Origin of the sequence: Brevibacillus sp. NPDC003359 (genome assembly GCF_042878995.1) — a bacterium.
Taxonomy (GTDB): Bacteria; Bacillota; Bacilli; order Brevibacillales; family Brevibacillaceae; genus Brevibacillus.
The window spans coordinates 1,986,308-2,012,260 of sequence record NZ_JBIAOR010000001.1 but is presented as its reverse complement, the minus strand read 5'-3'; the positions used below and the strand labels follow the sequence as shown (position 1 = coordinate 2,012,260).

Annotated in this window: 29 protein-coding genes; 24 read left to right on the top strand and 5 right to left on the bottom strand. The window is 46.9% G+C overall.

What is annotated here, in order from left to right; translation table 11 throughout:
• Nucleotides 1–30 precede the first annotated feature (30 nt).
• From ACFYU8_RS09305 to ACFYU8_RS09295, 3 genes are all read left to right on the top strand, one after another.
• Complete coding sequence (locus ACFYU8_RS09305; RefSeq protein ID WP_390293742.1) at nucleotides 31–381, top strand: PspC domain-containing protein; 351 nt, start codon at nucleotides 31–33, stop codon at nucleotides 379–381.
• A 292-nt stretch (nucleotides 382–673) separates the two neighbouring features.
• On the top strand, nucleotides 674–829 hold the full coding sequence (locus ACFYU8_RS09300) for a hypothetical protein (RefSeq protein ID WP_390293744.1): 156 nt from the start codon (nucleotides 674–676) through the stop codon (nucleotides 827–829).
• A 423-nt stretch (nucleotides 830–1,252) separates the two neighbouring features.
• On the top strand, nucleotides 1,253–1,432 hold the full coding sequence (locus ACFYU8_RS09295; RefSeq protein WP_390293746.1) for a hypothetical protein: 180 nt from the start codon (nucleotides 1,253–1,255) through the stop codon (nucleotides 1,430–1,432).
• A 67-nt stretch (nucleotides 1,433–1,499) separates the two neighbouring features.
• Here ACFYU8_RS09295 and ACFYU8_RS09290 read toward each other — a convergent pair whose 3' ends face one another.
• The 3 genes from ACFYU8_RS09290 to map form a co-directional block, all read right to left on the bottom strand.
• A complete protein-coding gene (locus ACFYU8_RS09290) occupies nucleotides 1,500–2,096 on the bottom strand; it encodes a TetR/AcrR family transcriptional regulator (protein ID WP_390293748.1) in 597 nt (198 codons plus the stop codon).
• 14 nt (nucleotides 2,097–2,110) lie between these two features.
• On the bottom strand, nucleotides 2,111–3,136 hold the full coding sequence (locus ACFYU8_RS09285; RefSeq protein WP_390293750.1) for an LLM class flavin-dependent oxidoreductase: 1,026 nt from the start codon (nucleotides 3,134–3,136) through the stop codon (nucleotides 2,111–2,113).
• Between the two features lie 179 nt (nucleotides 3,137–3,315).
• Nucleotides 3,316–4,062, bottom strand: coding sequence for a type I methionyl aminopeptidase (map, locus tag ACFYU8_RS09280; protein WP_390293752.1), 747 nt, complete (start codon nucleotides 4,060–4,062; stop codon nucleotides 3,316–3,318).
• A 132-nt stretch (nucleotides 4,063–4,194) separates the two neighbouring features.
• Here map and nadE point away from each other — a divergent pair, with 132 nt between their 5' ends.
• The 3 genes from nadE (at nucleotide 4,195) to ACFYU8_RS09265 (ending at nucleotide 6,060) form a co-directional block, all read left to right on the top strand.
• Nucleotides 4,195–4,947 carry an NAD(+) synthase gene (gene nadE, locus ACFYU8_RS09275; RefSeq protein ID WP_390293754.1) on the top strand — a complete coding sequence of 251 codons (753 nt, stop codon included), beginning with the start codon at nucleotides 4,195–4,197 and terminating at the stop codon, nucleotides 4,945–4,947.
• Between the two features lie 2 nt (nucleotides 4,948–4,949).
• The gene (locus ACFYU8_RS09270; protein WP_390293756.1) at nucleotides 4,950–5,774 is read left to right on the top strand and encodes an MBL fold metallo-hydrolase; all 825 of its coding nucleotides are present in this window, start codon (nucleotides 4,950–4,952) and stop codon (nucleotides 5,772–5,774) included.
• Between the two features lie 64 nt (nucleotides 5,775–5,838).
• Nucleotides 5,839–6,060 carry a hypothetical protein gene (locus ACFYU8_RS09265; RefSeq protein ID WP_390293758.1) on the top strand — a complete coding sequence of 74 codons (222 nt, stop codon included), beginning with the start codon at nucleotides 5,839–5,841 and terminating at the stop codon, nucleotides 6,058–6,060.
• A 64-nt stretch (nucleotides 6,061–6,124) separates the two neighbouring features.
• Here ACFYU8_RS09265 and ACFYU8_RS09260 read toward each other — a convergent pair whose 3' ends face one another.
• A complete protein-coding gene (locus ACFYU8_RS09260; RefSeq protein WP_390293760.1) occupies nucleotides 6,125–6,610 on the bottom strand; it encodes a DUF2062 domain-containing protein in 486 nt (161 codons plus the stop codon).
• A 212-nt stretch (nucleotides 6,611–6,822) separates the two neighbouring features.
• On the opposite strand from ACFYU8_RS09260, the gene ACFYU8_RS09255 reads away from it, so the two are divergent.
• From ACFYU8_RS09255 to ACFYU8_RS09225, 7 genes are all read left to right on the top strand, one after another.
• On the top strand, nucleotides 6,823–7,452 hold the full coding sequence (locus ACFYU8_RS09255) for a DedA family protein (protein WP_390293762.1): 630 nt from the start codon (nucleotides 6,823–6,825) through the stop codon (nucleotides 7,450–7,452).
• On the top strand, nucleotides 7,445–7,963 hold the full coding sequence (locus ACFYU8_RS09250) for a YkvA family protein (RefSeq protein ID WP_390293764.1): 519 nt from the start codon (nucleotides 7,445–7,447) through the stop codon (nucleotides 7,961–7,963). The genes ACFYU8_RS09255 and ACFYU8_RS09250 overlap by 8 nt, the downstream gene beginning before the upstream one ends.
• A gap of 19 nt (nucleotides 7,964–7,982) precedes the next feature.
• On the top strand, nucleotides 7,983–8,930 hold the full coding sequence (locus ACFYU8_RS09245; RefSeq protein WP_390293766.1) for a 3'-5' exoribonuclease YhaM family protein: 948 nt from the start codon (nucleotides 7,983–7,985) through the stop codon (nucleotides 8,928–8,930).
• Between the two features lie 124 nt (nucleotides 8,931–9,054).
• Entirely contained in the window at nucleotides 9,055–10,617 is a 1,563-nt protein-coding gene (locus ACFYU8_RS09240) for a YcdB/YcdC domain-containing protein (protein WP_390293768.1), read from the top strand.
• 167 nt (nucleotides 10,618–10,784) lie between these two features.
• The gene (locus ACFYU8_RS09235) at nucleotides 10,785–11,786 is read left to right on the top strand and encodes a hypothetical protein (protein WP_390293770.1); all 1,002 of its coding nucleotides are present in this window, start codon (nucleotides 10,785–10,787) and stop codon (nucleotides 11,784–11,786) included.
• Complete coding sequence (locus ACFYU8_RS09230; protein WP_390293772.1) at nucleotides 11,783–12,058, top strand: hypothetical protein; 276 nt, start codon at nucleotides 11,783–11,785, stop codon at nucleotides 12,056–12,058. Before ACFYU8_RS09235 ends, ACFYU8_RS09230 begins: the two co-directional genes overlap by 4 nt.
• Before the next feature lie 81 nt (nucleotides 12,059–12,139).
• Complete coding sequence (locus ACFYU8_RS09225; protein ID WP_390293774.1) at nucleotides 12,140–14,209, top strand: YecA family protein; 2,070 nt, start codon at nucleotides 12,140–12,142, stop codon at nucleotides 14,207–14,209.
• Nucleotides 14,210–14,289: 80 nt separating this feature from the next.
• Here ACFYU8_RS09225 and ACFYU8_RS09220 read toward each other — a convergent pair whose 3' ends face one another.
• Nucleotides 14,290–15,507: an MFS transporter gene (locus ACFYU8_RS09220; RefSeq protein ID WP_390293776.1), complete on the bottom strand. Its 1,218-nt coding sequence runs from the start codon at nucleotides 15,505–15,507 to the stop codon at nucleotides 14,290–14,292.
• Between the two features lie 232 nt (nucleotides 15,508–15,739).
• Between ACFYU8_RS09220 and ACFYU8_RS09215 the strand changes: the two genes are divergently transcribed.
• The 11 genes from ACFYU8_RS09215 to ACFYU8_RS09165 all read left to right on the top strand — a co-directional run bounded on the left by ACFYU8_RS09215 (nucleotide 15,740) and on the right by ACFYU8_RS09165 (nucleotide 25,943).
• Nucleotides 15,740–16,693 carry a carbohydrate kinase family protein gene (locus ACFYU8_RS09215; RefSeq protein WP_390293778.1) on the top strand — a complete coding sequence of 318 codons (954 nt, stop codon included), beginning with the start codon at nucleotides 15,740–15,742 and terminating at the stop codon, nucleotides 16,691–16,693.
• A gap of 57 nt (nucleotides 16,694–16,750) precedes the next feature.
• The gene (locus tag ACFYU8_RS09210; RefSeq protein ID WP_167402436.1) at nucleotides 16,751–16,888 is read left to right on the top strand and encodes a hypothetical protein; all 138 of its coding nucleotides are present in this window, start codon (nucleotides 16,751–16,753) and stop codon (nucleotides 16,886–16,888) included.
• 229 nt (nucleotides 16,889–17,117) lie between these two features.
• Nucleotides 17,118–18,581 carry an LCP family protein gene (locus ACFYU8_RS09205; protein ID WP_390293782.1) on the top strand — a complete coding sequence of 488 codons (1,464 nt, stop codon included), beginning with the start codon at nucleotides 17,118–17,120 and terminating at the stop codon, nucleotides 18,579–18,581.
• A 176-nt stretch (nucleotides 18,582–18,757) separates the two neighbouring features.
• A complete protein-coding gene (locus ACFYU8_RS09200) occupies nucleotides 18,758–19,072 on the top strand; it encodes a hypothetical protein (RefSeq protein ID WP_007717017.1) in 315 nt (104 codons plus the stop codon).
• Between the two features lie 75 nt (nucleotides 19,073–19,147).
• Nucleotides 19,148–19,618, top strand: a complete 471-nt coding sequence (locus tag ACFYU8_RS09195) for a hypothetical protein (protein WP_390293784.1) — start codon at nucleotides 19,148–19,150, stop codon at nucleotides 19,616–19,618.
• A 146-nt stretch (nucleotides 19,619–19,764) separates the two neighbouring features.
• Entirely contained in the window at nucleotides 19,765–21,768 is a 2,004-nt protein-coding gene (locus ACFYU8_RS09190; protein WP_390293786.1) for an oxidoreductase, read from the top strand.
• A gap of 165 nt (nucleotides 21,769–21,933) precedes the next feature.
• Nucleotides 21,934–22,230 carry a hypothetical protein gene (locus tag ACFYU8_RS09185; RefSeq protein WP_088908642.1) on the top strand — a complete coding sequence of 99 codons (297 nt, stop codon included), beginning with the start codon at nucleotides 21,934–21,936 and terminating at the stop codon, nucleotides 22,228–22,230.
• 81 nt (nucleotides 22,231–22,311) lie between these two features.
• On the top strand, nucleotides 22,312–23,157 hold the full coding sequence (locus tag ACFYU8_RS09180) for a YtnP family quorum-quenching lactonase (protein ID WP_390293789.1): 846 nt from the start codon (nucleotides 22,312–22,314) through the stop codon (nucleotides 23,155–23,157).
• 174 nt (nucleotides 23,158–23,331) lie between these two features.
• The gene (locus tag ACFYU8_RS09175) at nucleotides 23,332–24,552 is read left to right on the top strand and encodes an MDR family MFS transporter (RefSeq protein WP_390293791.1); all 1,221 of its coding nucleotides are present in this window, start codon (nucleotides 23,332–23,334) and stop codon (nucleotides 24,550–24,552) included.
• A gap of 192 nt (nucleotides 24,553–24,744) precedes the next feature.
• Entirely contained in the window at nucleotides 24,745–25,362 is a 618-nt protein-coding gene (locus tag ACFYU8_RS09170) for a hypothetical protein (RefSeq protein ID WP_390293793.1), read from the top strand.
• Nucleotides 25,356–25,943 (top strand): YqaA family protein, encoded by a 588-nt coding sequence (locus ACFYU8_RS09165; protein WP_390293795.1) that lies wholly within the window; start codon nucleotides 25,356–25,358, stop codon nucleotides 25,941–25,943. The genes ACFYU8_RS09170 and ACFYU8_RS09165 overlap by 7 nt, the downstream gene beginning before the upstream one ends.
• Nucleotides 25,944–25,953: the final 10 nt, after the last annotated feature.

The window sequence follows — 25,953 nt, the reverse complement described above, 5'->3', positions numbered from 1 at the left end:
AAGCGGATACTGTAGAGAGGGTGGAATGCAATGATGGAAAGACGACTATACCGTTCGAATCATGATAAACGGTTATTTGGAGTTTGTGGTGGGATTGCGCAATTTTTGCGTTTTGACTCTACGCTGGTACGTGTAGGGGTTGTCGTTCTCACCGTTTTTACAGGAGTACCCATTTTGCTTTACTTACTGATGGCGATGATCATGCCAAAAGAGCCGCAGTGGTCATACGCTTCTGACAGCTTCTCGATGCATGATGCACCATATAATGGACATGCACGCATGAACGACTTGGATCAGGAGATTGACCGTTTGGAGAAGCGTGCTTTGGTACAGGAAGTGTATCGCCTGCGCGAAGAATTGGGTAAATATAAAGGACTTTAACGTAAAAAGGGACTTCTAGGGCAGAACTGAACTGTGACCCGTTAGTTGGATACTTTGAAAAAAGTGACCGTCTAGCGGGTTTTTGCGTTGTAATCATCAGTGAACAAATAAAAAGATTGTTCCTACTTAGCAAAAGAGAAAAAGAAATACTCCGGTTGATCGGACAGGGATTATCTGATTTGGAAATCTCAAAATCACAACATCTAAGCCTTTGATAAAAGAACAAAGTTACTATTATTTTATTTAGCAAGTGAGGCACTGGGTCTCTATACTGAATCAAAGGAGAAATTTAATGATTCTTAAAAAAAGACTAATAGGAATTCTTGGTATAGTATTACTTTTTTCAGGAGTAGTTGTTCCATTGGGCATTGCTCCAAAAGAAGCGTGGTACTATACATCTCTACCAGGTTTAATTCTGCTGTTGGTGTCAAGCTTCATAAAAAAGTAGTACTCATTAATAAAGTGCCTTATTAATGAGTAGGGTGTGAACTGTGCCCCGCTAGACAGATCCCTTGAAAAAGTGACCGTCTAGCGGGTTTTTGTGTTTCAATTTATTAACAAGAAATAAGTGAGGTTACGGAAAAGGAAAATGAGTTGAAACAGAAAAAGCTTTATTGAACAAGAGATATAAACATCGTTACCATCGAACATAAAAAAGATGACCCCTGATAAATTCAGGAGTCACCTCATAACTGCGGAAGTTTCGAAAGGCTTTTTCAAATATTGTTCTCGGGTCACAGTTCAGGCGTAATAGCCGCAAAAAGTCTCATTCCCGTTTGCCATATTTGATCCCACGAAAAAATGGTCTGCAACTTCTAGCAATCGCTGCATAATATGTAAGGTGGAAAACCTACATAGGGAGGGAAAAGCAGTGTATCTCGGCGTGTTCGATTTGAATCAGCGTTTGGAGCAAACCCGCAAAATCTTGCGAGAAAAGCAACATCTGAAAAAACTGATTGAAGAAGACATTCATGACTTGGAAAAAGACGTCAAAGAATTAGAAGCTATGACGACAAAGCAAGATAAGTATGCGACCAGCGCTCAGCGCTAAAAACAGCTGTATGAGCGGCAAAAGAAGGAAGTGGCAACTGCCGGAAAAAGGCAGGGAGCCACTTTTTTTAATTTTGAATCGCTTGGTCCAATACTTTTTCAACGATGGCAGGAACCATGAGGATCGCTGCACTATCGGTGCCGTACGTTTGGCTATCCGCGTAAGTTCCTTCCATCAACAAGATAAGCGTATAGGCCAGCTCGCATGGATTCGAAGCGCCAAGGGCAGTCGTACGTTCCAAAAAAGCGTCCCGGATTCGTTTCTGGTGCGAGCAAACCAACTCGCGAACAGGATGAATCGGATCAGGAAACTCTACAGCTACATTGATAAAGCAACAGCCGCGAAATTGTTGGTCGGACGCTCTGGCAGCCAGATCAGCAAAAAACTGAATGATTTGTTCTCGTGGCTGATTGGGGTGCTTGGCGATGCTCTCTTCCCACTCTTGCCAAAAAACATTTTGCTTCCGCGTCATGTAGGCGAGAATCAGATCTGTTTTCGAGGAAAACTGCCGATAGACGCTCATTTTATTCATTCCAGCACGCTCGACGATGGCGTCTACACTGACGGCATGGATCCCTTCTTGATAAAACAATTCTTCAGCAGCATTCAAGATGATCTCTTGTGCTTTTTCACGCGGCACGCGAGGACGTTTTGCTTCCGTCATATACAATCCCCCATTTAGGACTTCCAGACGTCGGCGACAATTTCAAAAGAGCGCACACGATCGGCATGGTGGTACATTTGCGTCGTAATCATGAGTTCATCTGCTCCTGTAGCATCGAGCAACTCTTGCAGTTTGCTTTTCACGGTAGCAGGGCTGCCGATGATGGAAGAACGCAGTTGTGCTTGGACAGACAGTTTTTCGAATTCGCTCCACAGCTCATCCATATTGTCCACAGGTGGTTGGATTGGCTTGAGATCGCCGCGGACGAGATTTAAGAATGCCTGATAATGAGAGGTGGCCAGTCGATTCGCGAGCTCATCCGTATCGGCTGCCATCACGTTGACGCCAACCATGGCATAAGGCTGATCCAGCACTCCCGATGGACGGAAGCAATGGCGATACGTTTGCAGCGCAGGCAAGGTAAAGTTCGGTGAAAAATGTCCTGCAAAGGCAAACGGCAACCCGAGCATGCCTGCGAGTCGCGCTGAGAAATCGCTGGAACCGAGCAGCCAGATCGGGATGTTCAAACCTTCGCCAGGGATAGCGCGGACGGCTGATGCTGACTCACTGGTTTGTGGACGAAGATATTCACGCAACTCCTCTAATAGCTCCGGGAAATCCTCTCCACCAATCCGCAAATCACGTCGTAGCGCACGTGCTGTTCGTTGGTCTGCACCTGGTGCGCGTCCAAGACCTAAGTCGATCCGACCAGGATAGAGAGACTCTAGTGTCCCGAATTGCTCAGCGATGACGAGTGGAGCATGGTTGGGCAGCATAATGCCGCCTGAGCCTACACGGATTTTGCTGGTGCCACCGGCTATGTGACCGATGAGAACGGAGGTGGCAGAGCTGGCTACGCTGGGCATCGCGTGGTGTTCGGCGAGCCAGTAACGTGTAAAGCCCCATTTTTCCACCTGTTGCGCTAGATCGAGACTATTTTTGTACGATTCAGCAGCGTTGCTACCTTCCGTAATAGGGGCTAAATCGAGAACGGACAATGGGATATCGCGTAGTTGCTTAGATGAAATTGTATCGGACATGGGATGGAACCCTCCTTGTGCGTAGCAGTTGCTGGTCTGATCAGTTTGTTACTGAGTAGTAACAAAACGTACTTGCATCATACGGACCGGAAGAAGGGATGTCAACGCTTGAATGTGTGACCGAGCACATTGGGAGAAAAAGAAAAAGCCCTGACAATGCAAGGGCTTTTCGTACATCTTTATTGTTTTGTTAAGATAACAGGTCCATTCGCAGTAATCGCGAGGGTGTGCTCGTATTGAGCGGACAGCTTCCCATCGCGTGTACGTGCTGTCCAACCATCTTCATCGACCGTCGCATGGTACGTCCCGATGTTTAGCATAGGCTCAATGGTAATGATCATGCCTTCTTTGAGGCGTTGTCCTCTGCCTGGAGGGCCAAAGTGAGGAACAAATGGCTCCTCATGCATTTCCTGCCCGATACCATGTCCGGTAAAATCGCGCACGACGGAATAGCCTTGTTCTTGCGCATATGTTTGGATGGCGTGGGAAATATCACCGATCCGATTGCCTACGACAGCTTGCTCGATACCGAGATACAGCGATTTTTCAGTGACTTCCAGCAGTCTTTTCGCTTCAGGGGACACTGTTCCTACTTCATAAGACCAAGCGGAGTCAGCCAGCCAACCGTTTTTGCGAACAACCATGTCGATTGTAACGATATCGCCATCACGCAAAGGCTCTTTTTTCGGGAAGCCATGGCAGATGACATCATTTACTGAACCGCATGTGGCATAGGGATATCCATGAAACCCTTTTTGCTCAGGGGTCGCGCCATTTTTAGCCAAAAATTCTTCTGCAAATTGATCAATCTCCCAGGTAGAAATGCCTGGACGAATCATCTTGGCAATCTCACGATGACAAGCAGCCAAAATCTTGCCTGCTGCATGCATGAGTTCAATTTCTTCAGGTGTCTTGAGGATAATCATCGACTCTCTCCTTCTCCTCGTTAGTCAAGAACTCTCTATAGTATATAGTGTAGTCCCGATCTGCGCCAATTGCCACACTGAAAACGGCATGGTAGGATGAGGGAGAAATAATCAACCCTGGGGGTAGGTAGCGTGGACAAGTTTCAAGAACATCTGGCGAACTACCAGATTCATGTAAAAGAAGACGTGGAAAAACGTATTGCCTTTATTCGTGAGCAAATTGACGGAAATGGCCTCGGCGGTGCAGTCGTCGGTATCTCTGGTGGGATTGACAGTGCCGTTACAGCAGCGATTTGTGTTCGGGCATTAGGTTCAGAACGCGTCATTGGTGTTTGGTTGCCTGCTTACTCGCAGACGGTTCATGAAGAAGATTCTAAGCGACTTGCTGAAGCGATCGGATTGAATTTGCACACGGTAGATGTAGGGCCAGCTTACGACGCTTTGGTCCCTGCTATCGAAGGTGTACTTGGGCTTGATGACAAAACAAAGGGAAATACAAAGGCTCGTTTGCGCATGACAGTGCTGTATGCCATCGCTAACCAAAAAGGTTACTTGGTAGCGGATACGTGCAACCGAAGTGAGATTCATGTTGGCTATATGACAAAAGGTGGAGACGGTCTTGCCGACTTTAATCCAGTAGCGAGCCTGACCAAGCATGAGATGCGGATTCTCGCTGCCGAGCTCGGAGTACCTGGAGAGATCATTACGAAGCCGCCTTCTGCCGATTTGTGGGAAGGGCAAACGGATGAACAGGAGATGGGTTTCACCTATAAGGATCTGGATCGTTTGCTGATTACAGGGGAAACTCGACCGGAAGCCAAAGAACGCATTGATTACCTGCATCGAATCTCTGAACATAAGCGCAACATCATGCCAGGAATATAGATATGATACAATCCTACAAGCTGTTTACGAGTTGTCTATGGCAAACGACCAGTGCAGTCGTATCAACCGAGCAACGTCTCTACTTGTTTGATCCTGCCTATTTTCCCCATGAGATAGAGGCGATTGCTGACTATGTGCAAAGTGAGAGGAATGGAAGAGAACTCGTTCTCGTCCTGACTCACGGAGATTGGGATCATGTTGTCGGAGTCGGCAAATTTCCGGATGCCACAATCATTGCACAAAAGGAAATCCTCACCGATGGACGGATCGAGAAAAAGCTGAGCAAGGCAAAACGGTTTGACGGTTCGTATTATGTGGTCAGATCGTATGAAGTAGGAATGCCGAGGTTCACGAAGTTTGTGGAGGATGCCCAAGATTGGCAGGACGTCTATTTCCTGCCTGTACCAGGACATACACCCGATCAGATGGCGACCTTGTTCCGGGAGCAGAAGCTGCTTGTTGTCGGTGACATGTTATCCAATTTGGAGTTCCCGTTTATCGATGATAGCAGTGCCTATTTGGATAGTTTGGAAAAAATCGAGCAGTTGGTTCTTCAAGGAAAAGTGGAAGAAGTCATTCCTGGACACGGTGTACCTGCAAAAGGACGCGAGGAAATCCTGCATAGAATTGAACGGGATCGCCAGTACTTGTTGGATGCACGTGCAGTTGTTTTCGAGGGTATCGCCAATAACGTAGAGGAAGAAGTACTAAGAGAGCGGTTTTCACAACTGACGTATGATGGTGTGCGAATCGATGAACATCTCCTTACTTCCCATGAACAAAACCGGGATCAACTATGCAAGGAAGCTCTTTCGCAGAAAGGTTGATTATTCCACGGTTTTATAAGATAATAGGGGTTACGCAAATCTTTCTAGGAAAGAGGTGGAACAGATGTCTACGACTGAATTGATGCTGAGAACAAGTCTGGAAGGACGTGTGAAGCGCACGTTGCAAACGTACTTCCGTCGCCCTAACGACGTGTTGATCAAGGAGAGCTTGGGAGCGAACGGTTTGTCCCCAGAGCAAGTGGAATTAACCTTGGAGCTCATGAATGAAGAGAAAACTGTTGCCGAAATCATGGAGCACCTGCGCGATAAAGGCTACTTTGCATAACATTGCGAGCAAAAAAGACCGGACTGACATTTGATTGTCGGACCGGTCTTTTTCGTTCGATCGATTAAGGTGTAGGGCTTTCCTCAGGCAACGAGCGCCGTATTTTCTTGCGGCGATACAATTGAAGGCCGGTTAAGATGAGAAAGTAGCTCGTGAACGCGACAATCAGCCCCATGATGGCACTCCCGGTAAAATAGGCAAGTCCTTTTTCTTTCACCCAGACAAGCCATTGCATCCCAGGCTCGTGATGGATCAAATGCCCTTGTAACGGTTTGCCAATTAACACGTATCCAATATTGTAATTGAAAAGGATGAAAAGCGGTAAGATGAGCTTTCCAATAACAAACGCAACTAAACCAGCGGGCAAGCTGGCACGAAACAGTTTGCAAAGTGGGAAAAGCAACAGAAACGCGAGGCCAAAAGTAGGCAGGGTAATGAACTCGATGAAAATTCCGAGTGAAAATCCGCGGGCGACAAAAGCTGGAGCCCCTTTCATTCTCAGCACCTTGTAATATTCGAATTTTAGTTTTCGATATGCTTTTTTCCACATCCGTGCTATCCCTCGTTTGTGCCAAGTCATTTGTCTGTAAAATCCCCTAAGGGTACGGCGAACGGTGAAGCTGGATTCGTTTTTAGTTTGATGTTGTAGAGTATCTCCAATTTGGCAAAAATTAATAGTTGCCATACGAGCTCTGATTTGTGAATGCGCCTTTCTTTTGGCATAATGGAAGAGGGCAGCTAGCTGGAAAAGTGGTGACATTCGTGGCAGATGTAATGGGAGCCTTTGGTGACTATATTACGCAATATGGGTATGGCGCCTTATTTGGATTGTTCTTTCTAGGAATTTTGGGGATGCCCTTGCCTGAAGAAACGCTGCTCGTTTTTTCTGGATTTTTAGTCTCAACGGGAAAATTGCAATTTTGGCCTACTTTTTTCGTCTGTTTTATCGGTTCCGTTACAGCGATGACGGTGGCATACTGGATCGGCAGAACGTTAGGCTACGCTTTTCTCGAACGATATGGGAAACGACTGGGGATGGGCTATACCGTTTATAAAAAAACGGAAGAGTGGTTTAATCGCGTCGGTAAATGGGCGCTTCCACTAGGCTATTTTATCCCTGGTGTTCGTCAGTTTACGGCCTATTTTGCGGGGATCACGCGATTGCCGTTTCCGACTTTCATGCTCTATACCTATTTGGGTGGGCTGTTTTGGAGCTTGCTTTTTGTGACGCTTGGCTGGCAATTAGGAGAACGCTGGGATGAGCTATTTGATTTGATTGCTCGTAACCTCGCGATTTTCTTTATCGCTTTGCTCGCATTGATCGCAACATGGTCGTATTTCAGACACAAGGCGAATGTAAAAAAGCAATTACGGAGGGATCAGAATGAGTGAAGAAAACCGCAACGAAAATTTACTGCCTGTGGTTCAGAAGCCAACCGAACTGGTTCCTGTAGTATTACCGGAAAAACATCAACGATTTTATGATAAATTGCGTGACAAAATCGAAACGTTCATTAGAGACAAAGGAGTTAATGATTCTGTAGCCAACTTTATATTGCTTGCACCCGATTTGTTTGTACTCTTGGCCCGCCTTATGCTGGACAAGCGCGTAGGTGTTCAATCAAAAGCGTTAGCGGGTGTAGCGGTTGCCTACTTCATTACCCCGGTTGATTTTATTCCGGAGGTATTAGTTGGCGGATTCGGGCTTGTGGACGACGTAATTTTGGCTGTTTATGCTTTGCGCAAGATTTTGGTGGATATCGATGAATCAATTGTACGTGAGCATTGGAATGGCGAAGAAGACCTCTTGGCTGTCATTACGAAGGTAGTTCGATCAGCGGATGATTTAGTCGGCAAGAAAATAGTGAAAAAGCTGGAAGAAACCCTGTTCCGAAAAAAATAAGCTAGGATGGGACAAATAGATGAAATATTTGTTGGATTATCAAGAGGGAGAGCGTGTTGTCGCTTTTTGCCTGATTAAAAACAAGGAAGCTGGTGTAGCGAGTAACCAGAGTGAATACTTGAATTTGGAGTTGGGAGATCGCTCCGGTACGATCATGGCAAAGCTATGGGATGTTAATGCAGAAATGAAGGAATGGATTAACGTCAAAACTGTCGTAAAGATCGACGGGGCCGTCCAAATGTATCGTGGGAAAAAGCAACTGGTGATTCAACGGATCAGACCGGCTGCCGCATCAGACGAAGTTCAGATGGAGTCGCTGATTCCAATCTCGCCAGTCCCAGTGGATGAATTGTGGACAAAGCTTATTTATGCAGTCGACAGCTTGCAGAGTGCCACGCTCAAGGCAATTATTCAAGAAGCTCTGGCTACAGAGGAGATTCAGGATCGCCTTCGCCATTATCCAGCTGGCGTGCGCATGCACCACAACTATTACCATGGGCTGCTCGAGCATATTGTCTCTTTGTTGACGGCAGCACAGAGCCTCTTGCCGCTGTATCCACATGTGGACAGGGATGTACTGTACGCGACTTGTATCTTGCACGATATCGGAAAACTGTACGAGTTATCTGATCCCATCGCCCCGGATTACACGACGCCGGGTCAGTTGATTGGTCATCTGGTCATGGGAGTCGAGATGGTGAGCGGCATTTGTCGCAAGCTAGATATTTCTTTAGGGGACGCTGAGGTTCTGCACTTGAAACATTGCATTTTGAGTCACCATGGAGAGGTAGAGAATGGCTGGGGCAGTGCTGTATCTGGTAAAACGCCTACAGCTGTCATGTTCCATTACCTGGACCAAATCGACAGCAAAATGAATGCTTTGAGCCAAACACTAGCGGACATGACGGAAGAAGAGGAATGGGCGTATGCTGGCGTGCTAAGACGAAAAGTCTGGCGCGGGTATTAATCAAGTTTGAAAAAGCCAACTGCTTAGCACCAACAAGCAGTTGGTTTTTTTTCGATAAATCAGAAACGTTTCTTCTATCAAGCTCGTCTTATCTATTAATGTCTTGTAATTAGGGGGTATTTATGTGAAAAAGCGAAACAGTGCTGCTATGCTCATACTGGCAGTCACCATGGTTACAGCACCAGTGACACTTCTGCATCCGTATTCTTCCTATGCCTATGATGGCAAATCGAGTCTGGAACCCATTGAGTTGCCAGAAGACATCGTCCACTTGTTAAACGAATTGAAAGAGGACTATGTGCCTCTCATGAAAGACCTTCATGTGGACTCGTACGGAGGGACAAGCAACTCCGGGTATGTCATTAATCTTTCGGATCGGAAGAGTGTGATTACCACGAATACGACACTCAACATCTCTACAAATGCAGAGGGAGATATGACCAAATTTGTCCTGCATGATGTGAACCGGGACAAAACAACTAAAATCAATCAAAAAGAAGCCTATCAAAAGGCAGTGGATTTCATTCGAAATTACATAGCGGTTGACCATGTTATTTCCTCGCAAGCGATGCTCTCTTTAGATCGTGCATCAGAGCTGGATCATCTGGCAGTTGTCAGTGTCTATCCACAGTTGAACAATACATGGGTGGACAAAGAGACAGCACGGGTCATGGTTGACGCAAAGGGTCAGGTTGTCCGTTTTCAGCAAGAAAAGGTAAAGCTTCCTACTGCAGCAGAAGTAGCGGACCCAAGCAAGGCTGTTCCGCTCGAAAATGCAGTGAAGGAGTGGCAAGACAAGGTGTCCTTGGAATTGGTATACGATGAGTCAGTGGGCAAGCTCGTTTACGTGCCTGCCCCATTGCCAACGATAGATGCTCTGTCCGGTGAAGAAGTTCCGTCTGTGTATAAAACAACGAGTGAAACGATGAAAATCAAAGGCACAGCCGACATGGGCGTCTGGCGTGACACGAAAAGAATGGAGCAGATGCTCGAGAAAGAATTCGGTCTAAAGCTGAATCAACGCACGTACAAAAATGTAAAAGAAGACAAACAATATAAAAACAGTGATATCGATCGCCATGAGTGGAATGCAAACTCATATCAAAGCGCGTGGATTACCCTCGACCGAAAAACAAAATCACCCATCGAATTCAAACTGGACGGATCGGTGGAAAAGGAGCTCGAAAAGCCGCTCGCGCATGACGAGGCAAAAGACATCGCGGTTCAATTCGTGGAGAAATATTTGTTGTCCAAAGAACAATCTTTCTCTGTGAAGGAGAAGAGTCTTGTGGAGAATCTGCCGGGCTGGGCGGATCAAAATCTGGTGCGGCCGATCAGTAGCTTTGCTTTTCATCCTGAGGTTAACGGTATCCCTACGAAGAGACCACTGTTCTACATTGAAGTGGACGCCAAGAAGGGCAATGTAGTCCTTGCTCAAGTAAATGACTTGCCGTCCATGCCTGCTACCATCAGTAAAGACGGTATTGTCAAGGATGAGAAAGCAAAGGATGCGTATGTCAAAGAGGCAAATTTGCGATTGGCATACTGGTATCCGAAGGTAGGTACGCATGCAGCGAAACTGCCGCAGTTGGCCTATTTACCGACAGCCGAATCCAAGTCTCTGCAAATCGATGCTGCTACGGGTGCGGTGGAAGAAACCTGGCTGGAATGGACAGCTACCCAATAAACCAGTACCCGATATGGTGTAGAAACCATGTCGGGTTTTCCTTTTCATCATTATCGGAATTCATAAACACTTCAAGACAGGTAGGATTTTTTTTCTTTTTGTAGAATATCTTCTTGATTCCCATTTGATTTGGCAAACAATGCCGATCACGAGAAGGAGAAAGTGCAATGAAACGGCCAACTTATACCCTAGCAAGTATTGTAAAAAAGGTATTCCGGCCCGGTGAGCGCTCCCTTCCACGTACGGAGATCTGCTCCCGGATGGAAGCGAATGAGCTGAATGCTTTTTTGGATCTGGACTGCAAGACAATACTGGATAAAGTGTTGAACATGGAGCAGTCTCCTGTGCGAGTTGGAAGCTCAGAGGCGATCGTAGAGGTCACTCACCAGCCGCATCAGGTGTACGACTTGGCTTATCGCTTTTTGCGCGATAGCCAAACACCGAAAAAGCTAGAGCAAATTGTCGCAGAACTGCGTCGTCAAACGCAGTTTGGTTGGAACCAGATTCTTCGTATGCTGCAATTGGAACGCGATTCTCGCTTTGTGCAATATCAAGGCGACAGCAGATGGTTTTTGGCAGAGTGGACGTTGGGCAATGACCAAGTGTATGCGTTTTGCCGCGACAATGGCATTACGCAGGTAGCTGCTCGCACATTAGTCCATTTTCTGGAGCAGGAAGTAGGGATTGCTGCAGATGCTGCTTTTCTCCCTGCGCAAGATGACCGCTTCCGCATTGACGGTGATACCATGTACATCATTGCTCGTAGCGAAGATTCCAAGGAAGAGCAGGCGGCTCTCGAGGTTGCTGTTGCTGCCCCTGCCCCTTCTGTATCGATAGGAAACAGCGAGTCCGTCTCAGAAGAAATTGCATCGGAAGAACCAGCGAATCCCTTACACCAGGTGGAAGAACAACAAGAACTACTATTTACCAAGGAGGAAGCTACTATGTCTACCATTACCAACCAGCAAGTTCTTGAGGAAGTACAAAAACTGATGCAAGACGCCATCGACCGCTTGGAGACACGAAACCAAGAAATGTCCCAAGAAGTTGTCGCTCATTTTCAACAAAGCAATATGCAAGCTATAGAAGTGCTGATGAAAGAGAAACATAAGCATGAGCAGATCGTACTTGGTATTCAACAGGTGCTTGCGACCAGTGAACAACAATGAGTAAACTTGAGGCTACGATCCGGTTAGAGCAGAGATTTGCCATTCTGCGCGAGGTTATCGCGGGCTATCGGATTCGCCTTCAAGACATGGAGCAGGAGGTCGTGGAGCTTTTTTCCACCAACCAGCTCTCTGCTATTTCAGCATGCATGGGCGAGAAGCAGCGCATCGTCAGGTTGATGAATCGACTGGAACAATTTAGTGTCCATTGGGAAAGCAACAACACGGATGTGGGTATCGCACATGAACCAAAGCGAGAACACTTGAACAGATGACGAATAATGCGGTAAAATAGGGGGATTGTGCATGATTCCCCGCGCATGCCGCGTGGGATGGAAAGGAGATCCAAACCCTCTATGTCGGTAGGAAGAAACGAACTGTGCCCTTGTGGGAGCGGAAAAAAATACAAAAAATGCTGTGGGGTTGTCACTCCAATTACGGAGCTGCGTAGCCGCCACGAGCAAAAGCTGCAAAAAGAATACGCTGGCTGGGTCGAAAGACTGAACCATTTTGTCGGCGCAAATGTAACCAGCGAGACGATTCAAGAAGCGCGGAATCGTTTTGCCGAAGAGGTAGGCTTGACCAAGGAGAGTGTCGGACGTCCTGAATGGGCAGCCCATTTCTTCAACTGGTGTGTATTGGACGTCAAAACAGGTGGAAGCACGCTGCTTGAGAACTATATCAAACAGCATGGACGTCGGATGGAGCCTGATCTTCGCCGTGCGTTTGCTGGATTGCACCTGAATGTTTATGAAATCGTGGAAGTAGATCGTGATGTCATCACGGTTCAACAACCGATTTCCGAAGAAAAACACTACCTGCTTCGTGCCAACACGTTGAATGTTGTCCCTGGACAATTGATCGTAGGGCGCCTGCTGAATCTAGGTCTGCGTGATATGCTCTTCTCTGGCAGCATCATTTTGCAGCCACATGTCAAGGAAAGCCTGCTCGATTGGTTACACCAACACCCAGAAGTAGAAGTTGCGAAGACAGATACGAACAAGAGAAGTTATACGACAGAGCTGTATCACTTCATCGTTCAATTTGGCGAAGGGGCAAGCGAGACAGAAGCACCAAAGCAAGATTCGCTTCTGCGACGCACTTATACCATGCCAGATCGTAAACAGCTGTTGAAAGTAATCGAGTCGAACCCTGCATTTGAGCTAAAAAAACGGGACGGAGCTCGCGAGATATGGGTCTATGCGACACGTAAGGAAGAGCATTTGTTCCCGAATTTAAAGGATGCCTTGCTGGAGCTATACGAAGTACAGGCAGAAGTGATTTTGCAGGATGACAGCCTGATTCTGGAAGGGTATGCGGCGCAGTTGGACGAAGTCGCAGAGCTTTTGCTGCTACTTGCATTTGAAAACGAAGAGGAGATTCGTGTTCTTACTTCAACGGGTTCTCGTTTGTCCAAAGGAACTCTGTTTATCACGAGTCAGCCTACTTTGCCACCAAAAGTGTTGCAGTGGGCAGTCCAAACCTATTTTGCTGAAAAATGGCTGGTTACTTCCCATGAACAGCTCGATGATTTGGCTCCGCTCTTGGTTGCCGCTACAGACAACGAGGAGCTGCATGAAAAACTCCACAAGCTGATGGAGCAAATGGAACAGGATCATAAAATTGGACAAGGCTTGGCTCGCTTTATCCGAATGGACATGCTTCGTCCTCGCCTCTCGTTGTCAAATGACAGCCTGCATGTGCATAACCTGCTGCGCCGTCCGTTGATCGAAGGCTTGCCGGAGAGTGTGTACACCGTACATCCTGACAGACTTGCGGACATCAATCGCTTCGTGCAAGAGATGACCGAGGGCAAGTCGGAAGCAACTGTTAAAAAGTACGATGAGGTCATGAACAATTTCCGTTCATTCGTCAGAGGAGCGTTTGGCCCATCTTTCACATGGGAGCAACTGCGCAGAGAGGACCTGGTATACTTCCTCGTCCACGACATTTTCACGCGCACGGACGCAACGACCAAAACGTTGGCAACAAATCTGATGTCTGTTTTGACGGCCTTCTTCAAGTGGCTTGATAAGCAAGGACCATACGCGCTTTACTCTGTCATGCAGCCATTGTTCGCAGAGTTGAAGGAAACATTGCCGGAAACCTATCGCTTGCGTGGCGTGCTGGAAAAAGAAGCGACTCAAAATCTTTACAGCAACCCCATAGTGATCAAAGATATCACAGAAGAATCGATGCTCGTGCAAGAGATCACTTCATCTGGATGTACGGCAAAACGTTTGAATGGCGAGACAATCAAGCTGTCTATTGGCGCCGAATTGGGTGCTATGCTGGCAGCAGATTGGATGATCCATGGCTTGTTCGGACAAGGCGAAGACGGCAATTGGAGACTGTATGGTACGCCTGAGGTGTATCCACCAGTCATTTCCCAAGTGCTGGGCGCACCAACAGGTGTATTGGTCTAGATCCACTACGCATAAAAAACCCGAGGATTCGTGTCCTCGGGTTTTTTGTCTTGATTTGTTTGTTGGTATAGATTAGTAGATTAGTGAGCCCATTCGCGGAGTGTCTTGTCTTTCGGGAGCCAAAAGCCCATAAACCCGATCAACGGGAGGAACGAACATAATAGAATGACAAAGTTCAGACTGTAGAGATCGGCGAGATAGCCGAATGCGAGAGCGCCCATGCCTCCCATTCCAAAGGCAAGTCCGATAATCAGTCCGGATACGGTCCCGATTTTGCCAGGCAATAGTTCTTGCGCGTATACGACCGTGACGGAAAAGCTGGAAAGCATGATAAAACCGCTGATCACCAGCAATGGAAAAGTCCAAAAACCTGAGACGTAAGGCGTCAGCAGTGTCAGTGGAAGTGAACCGAGTGTGGAAATGATGAGCAAGTTCCTTTTACCAAATCGGTCCGACAGCGGTCCCCCAAAAAATGTCCCAATCGCGCCTGCGAAAAGAAAACCAAAAATGACGAGCTGTGCACTGGCGTATTCCATATCTTTCACATACATCAAATAAAACTGGTAAAAGCTTTGGTAGCCAGCATTCATCCAGGATCGTACGCTGACGATGACAATCAAGAGGCCGAGTGCAATCAACCGCTTGTTCCGATTCGTATACGTGACAGGTGCGGCAGTAGCTTTTTTCAAACGCTGTTGCCCACGATACCAGAGGGCAACATAGAGCAAGATACCACTAGCTAATAGCGCGGGCAGAAGAAACCAGGCAGCCCCTGTCTGTCCCAGGTTCGCAAAGACCAGGATGGTCATCAGGGGAGCGAGTGCTTGCCCAGCATTCCCACCTACTTGAAAAATCGATTGTCCCAGTCCTCTGCGAGGACCGGATGCCAAGTGGGCAAAGCGTGAGGCTTCTGGGTGGAAGATGGCTGAGCCAATTCCAACACAGGCGACTGCTAGGAGAACGAAAAAGTAATTGCCGGAAAAAGCGAGTGCCAGCATCCCTAATCCCGATACGATCAAAGCCAGTGGTGGCAATAAAGGGATCGATTTGCGATCGGAGAAGTAACCGACAAATGGTTGCAAAACAGATGAAGTAAGATTCATGACAAGTAAAATCATTCCGACTTGTGTAAACGTTAACGCCAGGTTTTTTTCTACAATAGGAAGCAATGCAGGGATGACCGCTTGCAAGCTGTCGTTTAACAGATGCGCAATGCTAATGGCAAATAGCATGCGATAGACAGTCGGTGCCGCAGTCCCTGCTGGTGTAGAGTGAATGGGTGTCGATGAGGCACTCATGTCAGTTCATCCCCAACCTTTCTTTCGTAGCTAACTTTTTCAGTTTTTTTCAATGTAGCACGGATTCTACAGGACGTCATCCATGAACAACCGGAATATGATGGTTGGAAATAAAGGATTTGATCTGTCAGGAAGTTTCTATAAAGGTAGGTAAATGGAGAGACCCTGTCGAAAAAAGAGAGAGGAGCACAATGGACTAGACCATGAGCAGAAGGCTAGGGGGAATGCTGGAATGCTGGAAGGTATAACAGAATACTGGCTATGCGTGGGAGGAGCCAACGTTGATGTGCAGGGGGTCACTTCTGCCAGACTGTTGCCTGGAACAAGTAATCCGGGTGAAGTGCATCAAGCAGCAGGCGGCGTAGCTCGAAACGTGGCGGAAAATCTGGGATGGCTAGGAGAAGAAGTGCAGCTGTTTGCTCTGGTGGGAGAAGATGCAGATGGCGAGTGGCTAAGACAGGTCACAGCAAATAGTGGAGTGGCTACCCATGGCATGTTACGAATCGCAGGAAAATCGACTGGGCGCTACTTGGCTATTCGTGATCGTGATGGTGAATTGCACACGGCTGTTGCAGATATGGAACTAAATGAAGAGTGGCCAGCGGAGATTGTCCAGCAAGGTCTCAAGCGTTTGCCTCAGGCTGCAGGCTTGTTCCTAGATGCCAATCTTCCCGTTGAGGTCATACGGGCATTTTTGGCGGAAGCAAGACGACTCGACAAAAAGATCATCGTAGACCCTGTTTCTGTGAAAAAAGCAGAAAAATGGAAAGGGTTGCTTGAAGGCGTTCATATACTTGTTGCAAGCATTGAGGAACTGGAAGTGTTAGGTGGCCAATCGCTCCATTCCTATAATGATGTGGAAGCACGTGCGAAAAAATTGGTGGCAGATGGAATTCATCAGGTCATGGTCATTTGTGGGGAAGCAGGGCTGTGGCTGTGCACCGCCCATGAGGAAAAATGGCTTGCTGCACCGACTATGCCGATTCGAGAGGCAGCGGGAGATGCGTTTGCAGCCGGTATCATTTACGCTCAAAACAAAGCGTTCACTCTTACAGAACAAGCAGCTTTCGGCGTTGCTCTGGCCGAGATGAGGACAAAGGGAAATGGCCGATACGATATCGATGTTCTTCTGGCACGAAAAGATTACTATGCCGCAAAAGAGCGACAGATCATCGACAGAGAATGAAAATACATAGCTTGACGTACACTACCCGTTAGTTGGAATTAGGAGGAGTGTATTGTCATGGAAAAGAAATCGAATGATGTTAACGGAAAACAAGAGAGCCATGTTCGGCAGGGCGGAGACTCACACCGCTCCAAAAACAAGCGTCCTGACGGTCCTGTACAAGGGTTTAGTCAGGCGCCACGCGGTTTGCAATAAGACGAGAATGATATCTGCTACTAAAGTCCCCTTATCGACAAAAAGATGGGGGACTTTTCGTTTAAAGGAACATTTTTCTACAAATGCAGACAACGATATGATACAATACCTGAATCAGAGTATTACCAACTGAAGAAAAAAGTGGTGCATATTGTCGAGTGGCACAATTCAAAATCGTGCCTCCCTTTACTTTGTCAAAAAGCGTGCGCGAACAAGGAGACTGATTCATATGCCAGATACTGTTGTGAAAACACGCGCTTCAGCTTCTCGAAAGAAACAGCCGAGCCGTAATCGCAAAATACGTAAACTCGTTGTATCCCTCACATTGATCACCTTGCTGCTGGTTGGCGGTGTGGCTGGAGCAATTTATTGGAAAATTGAAGACACTCTGACGGAAGTAACGAGCTCTGTAAACAGTGGATTTACTTCGCCAGTATCCCAAAATAATGATCCTGTTTACTACTCGGATAAGCCAATGTCTTTCGTATTGCTTGGTTCTGATTCGCGTCCTGAGACGGGGTCCATGAACACAGACGTAATGATCGTGGCAGTTGCCAACCCGAAGACGAAGAAAGTTACCATGGTATCGATTCCACGGGACACACGCGTCAAGATCCCAGGCTATCGCGACTATCACAAGATCAATTCTGTCTATGCTAATGGCGAAGCAGAACGCAGGCAAGCAGAGCGCAATAACCAGACGGTTACCGAAGATGGCATTTCGTTAACGAAGAAAACGTTGAACGAAGTACTGGGTATTCCGATTGAGCATTTTGTAGCCATTGATTTCGATGGTTTCAAAGCGGTCATTGACGAGTTAGGTGGTGTGGAAGTCAATGTGGATCGTAGACTGGTATACGATGATCCAACTGACAATACACACATCAATCTCCAGCCAGGAGTTCAAACATTGAATGGCGAACAAGCACTTGGTTATGTACGACATCGTCATGACAACCGTGGAACGAAGTACTACTCCAGTGACTTCGACCGCAACCGTCGCCAACAAGAGGTCATCAAGACTGTCGTGGGCAAAACGGCTTCTCTTGAAGGCTTGACTAAGATCTTTAACGTTATGGACGTAGGTGCCAAGAATATACATACGGATCTTTCCAAGGATCAGATCAAAGGCTTGGCCTTCGATTTCAAAGGATTCAATTCCTCTACGGTCACCGCATTGGAAAATGGGGCATATTGGCAGGGAGGATACACTTATCTCGAAAAAGAAAAGCTCGATGCTGTTCGCGATTCCTTGCAAACAGAGATGGGATTGAGTGGAAGTGTCGTAGCGTCGCTCAACAATTCGCCGATACTCGGTTCCGGTGAAGCAGTTGCGACAAGCAACAAGAAGAGCGTGAAGAAGAAAACGACAGAATCAGCAGCATCAACGTCAGCTAAATCAAAAACGGAGGCTCCAAAAGAACAAGAGCCGACAAATACAACAGAAGGTCAAGACGGTACGACAAATGAAGGCGCAATGCCGCCACCTGATGTCGTGAACTCAGACGGGCAAGGCCAGTCGACAAATCAAGGTCAAGAAGCGCAGACGCCTTCGACTGATGCAACACAATCACCTGGAACTGTACCAGCAGGTAATAACGGCAGCAACTCTTCTCCACCGCCGGATATCATCCCGCCGTCCAGTCAGGATGCTGGTCCTGCAAATACAGAAGGTTCGAGCACGAACTCCTAAAGAATACGAAAAACACCCGTTCATAACGAGCGGGTGTTTTTTATTTGTCGATTCATTAGAAATTTTTAAAAAATCGTTTATGGAAAAGGTTTAGAAAACACCAATTTCGTGGTACAATAATAATATGCTGATAAGACAGATTAATCAGATAATTATTACTAGCTGGAGGGATTTCTATGACGATTTTCTTGGTGAACCTGTTTCTGGTGATTGCTTTTGTGTACCTGATCAGCCGCCAACAAAACGAAGAGTTTGTGTACGATGAAGATTTTTTCCTCCAGAACCCTTCAGCACTGGAAGAATATCAGCAGATGCCGATCGATTTCCAGCATGCCTTTTTCCGCAAGCATAAAGAGTGGATTAAGGAAAAATATATGCGCGGAGAAAGCTACATTTTAGGTTACTGTCCAAACAAAGAAGTACGTCGTGCGTGGCTGTCAGAATTCATGAATCAAAAAAATATGAACAATACACCGACCCCTTCTTCGTGAAGGGGTTTTTCGCATTTGTAGAACTCGTGCTATACTGCTACGAGAGGATATCGTGAAACAGGAGGAAAGAAGTACGTGCTACAATTTATGGTGGAAAAACTAAATCAACAGTTACATATGCATGGAATGGTTTCGGATATCGTCTTGCGCTCCGACCATTCTTTGTTGGAAGAATCGGAAGGGCAGGAAGTTCTGATTACGTTTTCCGAGGCGGAGGACGAGAAGCAACCAAAGGCTACCATCCATTTGTTCTCGCTTGAGGAAGAGGACAGCTGTGAAATTGAGGTGGAAATTGACTATCCCTATAGCTTGCAAGATGAGGAGATTCAACAATTATGGATGCAAGCAAAAAGCTTGGTAGCCGAGTGCTCGCTGACAGAAAAGCGTCGATTTGTGGAGACTGGCAAGCAGGCAGAAACGAATGTCGTGCTGGATTATCACTTTGTCGTGCAGATGCCGCAAACAGAAGCTGAGGAAATGGCATTTGCGGAAACCATCGCAAGATTTTCCACAGATTTGGGAGTGCTCGTCAAACTCGGCGCATAAAAAAATAGGCTGTATACAAGTAAAGCTCAGGTGCTATGTCCTGAGCTTTTTGCATGAAATGTTAGGAAGAAGGAATATGAGAAGGAGAGAGAGAATCGTATAGGTAATGAAATGAATGAGCATTCACTCGTTAGGAGGCATTTCACATGGAACTTTCAAAAGTATGGGAACCGATTCAAATTGGTTCGATGACGTTGCCAAATCGGATTATGATGGGGTCCATGCACGTTGGATTTGAAAAGCTTCAGAATGGTGTAGCTAGGCTGGCCACCTTTTACGCAGAGCGTGCCAATGGAGAAGCAGGTCTGATCGTGACAGGAGGGGCTGCCGTACACCCAGAAGGCGGCATGGGTGACGAGTATTGCAATGTATATCAAGACGAGGATATCGAGAAATTGCGCCTGATCACGAAAGAGGTTCATCAAGCCAATGGGAGAATTGCGTTGCAGCTGTTCCATGCGGGGCGTTATGCGTACAAGGAAGCAACTGGATTAGACCCGGTAGCGCCATCGCCATTGCAGGCGCCGATTAATCGTTGGAAGCCGAGAGAGTTACGAGCAGAGGAGATCGAAGCAACGATCCAATGCTTTGCTGATGGTGCCGTCCGCGCCAAAAAAGCTGATTTTGATACCGTAGAAATTATGGGTTCGGAAGGATACTTGATCAATCAATTTTTATCCCCTGTGACAAATAAGCGAGAAGATGAGTGGGGTGGGGACTTTTTGCGCAGGGCACGTTTTGGCATCGAGGTGGCTAAGCGTGTTCGCCAAGCAGTGGGAACGGAATATCCAATCATCTATCGTATGTCGGGATTGGACTTGATGCCAGATAGTACGACGATGGAAGAGACATTGCAATTTGCCAAAATGCTTGAGGAGGCAGGTGTGGATGCTCTTAATATCGGAATTGGCTGGCATGAATCACAAGTACCGACGATTGGCATGATGGTGCCGCGTGGAGCATATGTATGGGTGGCTCAGCAAATCAAGCAAGTCGTGAACATCCCAGTTATCGCCAGCAATCGAATCAGCGACGTGCGCCTGGCTGAAAAGATTTTGTATGAAGAATGCTGTGATATGGTTTCGATGGCCCGCCCATTTTTAGCGGACCCGTATATCGTTCAAAAAAGTAAAGAAGGACGATTTGATGAAGTAAACACATGTATTGCTTGCAACCAAGCCTGTCTCGACCATATTTTTGATGGGAAGGTAGCCTCCTGTCTGGTCAATCCTCTCGTGGGCAAAGAAGCAGAGTGGCAGCTGGTTCCGGCGGAAAACCGTAAGAAGGTAGCTGTAATCGGTGCGGGGCCTGCCGGACTAGAGGCAGCCCGTGTGCTGGCAGAACGAGGGCATCAGGTGGTCATCATGGAGGCCAAAAAACAGATCGGTGGACAATTAAATTACGCCAGACAGGTGCCGGGTAAAGAAGAATTTAATGAAACGCTTCGCTATTATCGGACAGAGCTTGCGCGTCTTGGTGTAGAAATCAGGCTGGGAACATTGGCGGAGGCAGAGGCACTGATCGAAGAAGGCTTTGCAGAAGTTGTGGTGGCAACGGGAGTCATTCCTCGGCGACCTGAGATTCCAGGTATGGAGCTTGGGCATGTGAAGGGATATGATGCGGTATTTGAAAAGCGTGCCAAGGTCGGTAGACAAGTAGTCATCGTCGGTGCGGGGGGAATCGCATGTGATTTGTCCCATTTGCTGATGCACGACGAAACGATTTCACCGCAGGCAGCGGAATACTTGCAGGAGTATCGGATTCTGGATGGAAGAGCTGTACAGCAAATGCAGCAAAGAAAACGAAAAATCAGTATGCTACGTCGTGGGAAGCATGTCGGATTGGGCTTGGGCAAAACGACGCGCTGGGCAGTTCTCGCCAACCTGAAGCGACGCGGTGTAGAGATGCTGACACAAATTGAATACAGCCGGATTGCAGAAGAAGGTGTGTATTTCATTCAAAATGGAGAAGAACGCATGATACCTGCTGATACGGTCATTGTAGCGGCTGGAGCGACCTCCAACAATTCCCTCTACCACGCATTGCTTGATCGGCTGCCTGTGCACCTCATAGGCGGGGCTAAAGAAGCGGGAGAGCTCGATGCGAAGAGAGCCATTTTAGAGGGTGCGACCGTAGGAAGAGCGATTTAAGGCACTGAAAAGAATTTCTATTTCGAAAATAATGGTTTTCGGATATGATTAAGAAAAATATGTCGTCTTTTCAGAAGTTTTGTCGAATCGCTTTTCAACCTACGCTAATTCTTGCAAAATGAAGTTATACTGTTCAAATTCATTTGATTGGGGGCTCTCGCCTTGATGAACCATAATGGCATTCTCTTAGGGAAACGTTACTTCCTGTACTCGTTAGCACCGCTAGTAGAGGTGGAGGGATGGACGTTTACGATAGCCCCGGGGTTTAAGATGATCGCAGGCGGGAGTGCCAATCCATTACAGACATTAATCAGCGTTTACCGAGAGAATGAAAAGGTAGCGCAACTCGTGCTTCATCATAGACGAAGTGATTCAGATGTCACTGTGCAGGCTGTATCGAGTGATCTCCTGTTAGAAATCGCCCCGGCGACTAGAACTGTAAGTGTAGCAGAAAAGCAGTAAGGCAGTAAGGCACCCTGAACGGGGTGCTTTTCACTTTCAACTTCAATCATCAATCCGAGCAATCGAGGAGGCGGCATGATCATGGTAGGGAAAGAATGGCAGGTAGGTCAGTTTCAATTGTCTTGGATGAGAGGTGGTCTCACCAAGTTGGATGGGGGCGCAATGTTTGGAGTGGTGCCCAAGCCGCTCTGGAGCAAAAGATATCCAGCCAATGATCTCAATCAAATCCCTTTGCGAGCTGACCCGATCCTGTTACAAGCTCATGGCAAGCGTATTTTGATTGAATCGGGTATGGGAAATGATCGGTTAACGGAAAAACAGAAGCGCAATTTTGGCTTGGAGGAAGAGTCTCAAGTTGTGGATTCCCTCGCTGCGAAAGGGTTAACTCCAGCCGATATTGATATCGTCATCATGACGCATATGCACTACGATCATGCCAACGGACTTGTCTCTATTCGTGATGGACAACTTGTTTCTACGTTTCCACAAGCTGTCATCTACGTGCAGGAGCAGGAATGGGCGGAGATGAAAGAGCCTAATATTCGTTCGAAGAATACATATTGGGAAGAAAACTGGCGTCCGATTGAGAATCAGGTGAAGACGTACGGAGATTCGCACGAAGTTGTGCCTGGAATAACGCTTCATCATACAGGCGGTCACAGTCAAGGACATGCCATTGTACGGATGGAGACCGAGGGGCAGCTGCTTCTGCATCTAGCTGACATCATGCCTACACACGCCCATCAAAATCCATTATGGGTGATGGCCTACGACGACTACCCGATGACATCCATCTTTGCAAAAGAAGAATGGATCAACAACGGGATCAAGCAAGGAGCTTGGTTCACGTTCTACCACGATAGCGTTTACCGTGCGGTGAAATGGAACGAGCAGGGAGAAATGATTGATCGGATAGAAGTTGTTTAGGTGTTACATTGTCCAACCCTATCGAAATTTTGATTACTCTAATAGAAATGTTTCATAATCAAAAAATTTTGAATGCTCATTGACGAACGACAATTGCCTCTCTACAATGGGAACATCACAGAGCATCTGTTCTGGCAGAGATGGAAGGGCATAACAGTGGTGAGGAGAGAGACAATGAGCTGGATCAAGATGCGTTTACAGGAATTTCACCCGATCGTCTGGTCATTAGTCGTCGGGACCGTGTTCGTCCGGGCAGCCAGCTCGATGAGCATGCCGTTTTTATTTTTATACTTGTCCAATCAAACAGATATGAGTTTGGCAATGATCGGATTGACGATTGGAGCAGGACCGCTCGCGGGTACGATCGGAGGCTTTATTGCGGGGGCATGGTCGGACAGGATCGGGCGCAGGCGAGTCATGCTCGGGGCGTTGTACGTGTGGACGCTCGTGTTCGTCGGGTTTGCGCTTAGTAAAGACCCGTGGATTCTGCTTTTGCTCAATATAGCAGGGGGGCTCTGTCGATCGTTCTACGAACCGGTCTCACAGGCTCTGATGGCAGATGTAACGCCACAAGAGAAGCGGCTTCGTGTGTTCGGGATTCGCTACATGGCGATTAACGTCGGGGTAGCGGTAGGGCCTATCGCAGGGGTAGTACTCGCGAAAAGCTCTGTAGCTCTGCCTTTCCTGATAACGGCGCTGATTTATTTGATCTATGTGATTAGCTTGCAAGGATTATTGAACAAGTTCGGCATTAAGCAAATTGAAGGTCAAAAGAAAGAAGTCGTTACATTCGGCCGTGCATTCAGTGTTGTGATGAACGACAAGGCCTTTCGCTTGTACATGCTCGCCGGAGTTTTAGGAGCGATTGGTTACTCGCAGATGTCTTCTACGCTGGCAAAATTCGCGGAGATGACGGTCGTAAATGGAACGGAGCTATTCGCCATTTTGATGACAGTCAATGCGATCGTCGTCATTCTGATGCAGCTTCCGTTGACGAACTGGGCAGAGAAAAGGACGCCTCTCACCGCGATTGTGGTGGGAAACGTCATGTATGCGGTTGGTGACGTGGGTTATGCATTTGCCAATTCGTGGCTGATATTCATCGTGGCGATGGTATTTTTCACAATTGGTGAAATCCTAACATTTACAGCAGGGGACGTCCTAATCGACCGAATGGCTCCAGAGAGTATGCGCGGCAGCTATTACGGTGCGAAAAGCTTCAGTAACTTCGGACAGTTCATCGGTCCGTGGATGGGTGGATTGCTGTTGGCACACTACGGAGGTACGACCTTGTTCCTGATTGTAGCAGCTACCTCGATGATGAGCAGTGCCTTCCAATGGGCAGGTGCTCGCGCCTTTGAGGCAACACGTGGCAAGTCTTTGAATTATGAATGACCGTTTGCTTAAGGAATTCTGGGATTGAAAATATAACGAAGCCGGTTTTCATCTGCGCTACAGGTGAAAACCGGCTCTTTTTCATTTCGAACAAAGAATTAAGGCTCCGTTCAGGTAAAGTTAGTGTTTTGTTCAGTCTTCCTTCCGTCCTCGTTCAAGTTCATGAACTATTATATTCCCGAGGTGATCGTCATGAACGAGCAATCGGAAAATCGAGACGCAGTGAAGAACGTCTATATTCTTCTTACACATACAGGATCGTTATTAACAAACCTGATTAAACAGTATACGGGTGCTCCGTACAATCATGTGTCTATTGCAATGGATAGCAGGTTAGACGAACTGTACAGCTTTGGCCGTAAACAGCCGCATAACCCTTTGGCCGGTGGTTTTATCAAAGAGGATGTGTACAAAGGAACCTACCGCCAGTTTCCTCATACAAAATGTGTGCTACTGCGATTAGCTATGACACAGCGACAATGGGATAAAGTAAACAGAGTCATTCGTTATATTCAAAAGAAAGCAAATGACTATCGATATAATTTCATCGGACTGTTTGGTGTAATGATGAATGTTCCTATAGCTCCAAAAAATTCCTATTTTTGTTCTCAGTTCGTAACAGAAGCACTAAAGAGAAGCGGTCTTCCATTATGGAATCGTCCGTCTGCTCTCATTACGCCGGATGACTTTCTGCAACACGCCTCAGTACAGAGGGTATACGAAGGAAGATTATATGATTATCCGTTATTGCGTAAAGAGAAATTGATCGATGAATTACACGAAATGAGGGGAGAGAGGATAGCATGGTAGATGTCATTGTGAATTTTCTAAAAGAATTCGGAGCTTGGGGAATGTTCTTCCATTCTTTTGTGGATGCAGTTATTTTCCCTATTCCCGCTTTTTTTACTCAGTTATCCTTAAGTATGATTGATCCTTCCAATGCAATATGGCTGGCTACTGTCGGGTTTATCGGTTGTTTATTGGGAACCCCGATTGGTTACTGGATCGGAAAAGTGGCAGGTAGATCGTTTCTGGGCAAAATCCTCAAAAAAAACTGGGTCGATTCAGCCACGAAGATGTTTAACCGTCATGGCGAAGCTGCTATTTTACTAGGAGCTTTCACACCGATTCCTTTTAAGATTTTCACCATTCTTTCCGGGGCTACGAACTACTCTCTATGGAAACTGCTCGGGTATGCTGCGATCGGACGAGCAGCCAAATTTTATGTCGTCGGGGTATTGTTCTATGTCTATGGCACACTGGCTGACAAAGTAATCGATCAATATTTTACCTTGATATTGTTAGGTATCTTCATCGTACTTGCTTCCGGATGGTTCCTGATTCGCAAGCTGCGAACCAAAAAGGATAATCAAATAAAGGCAGGTGCATGATCCATATCGC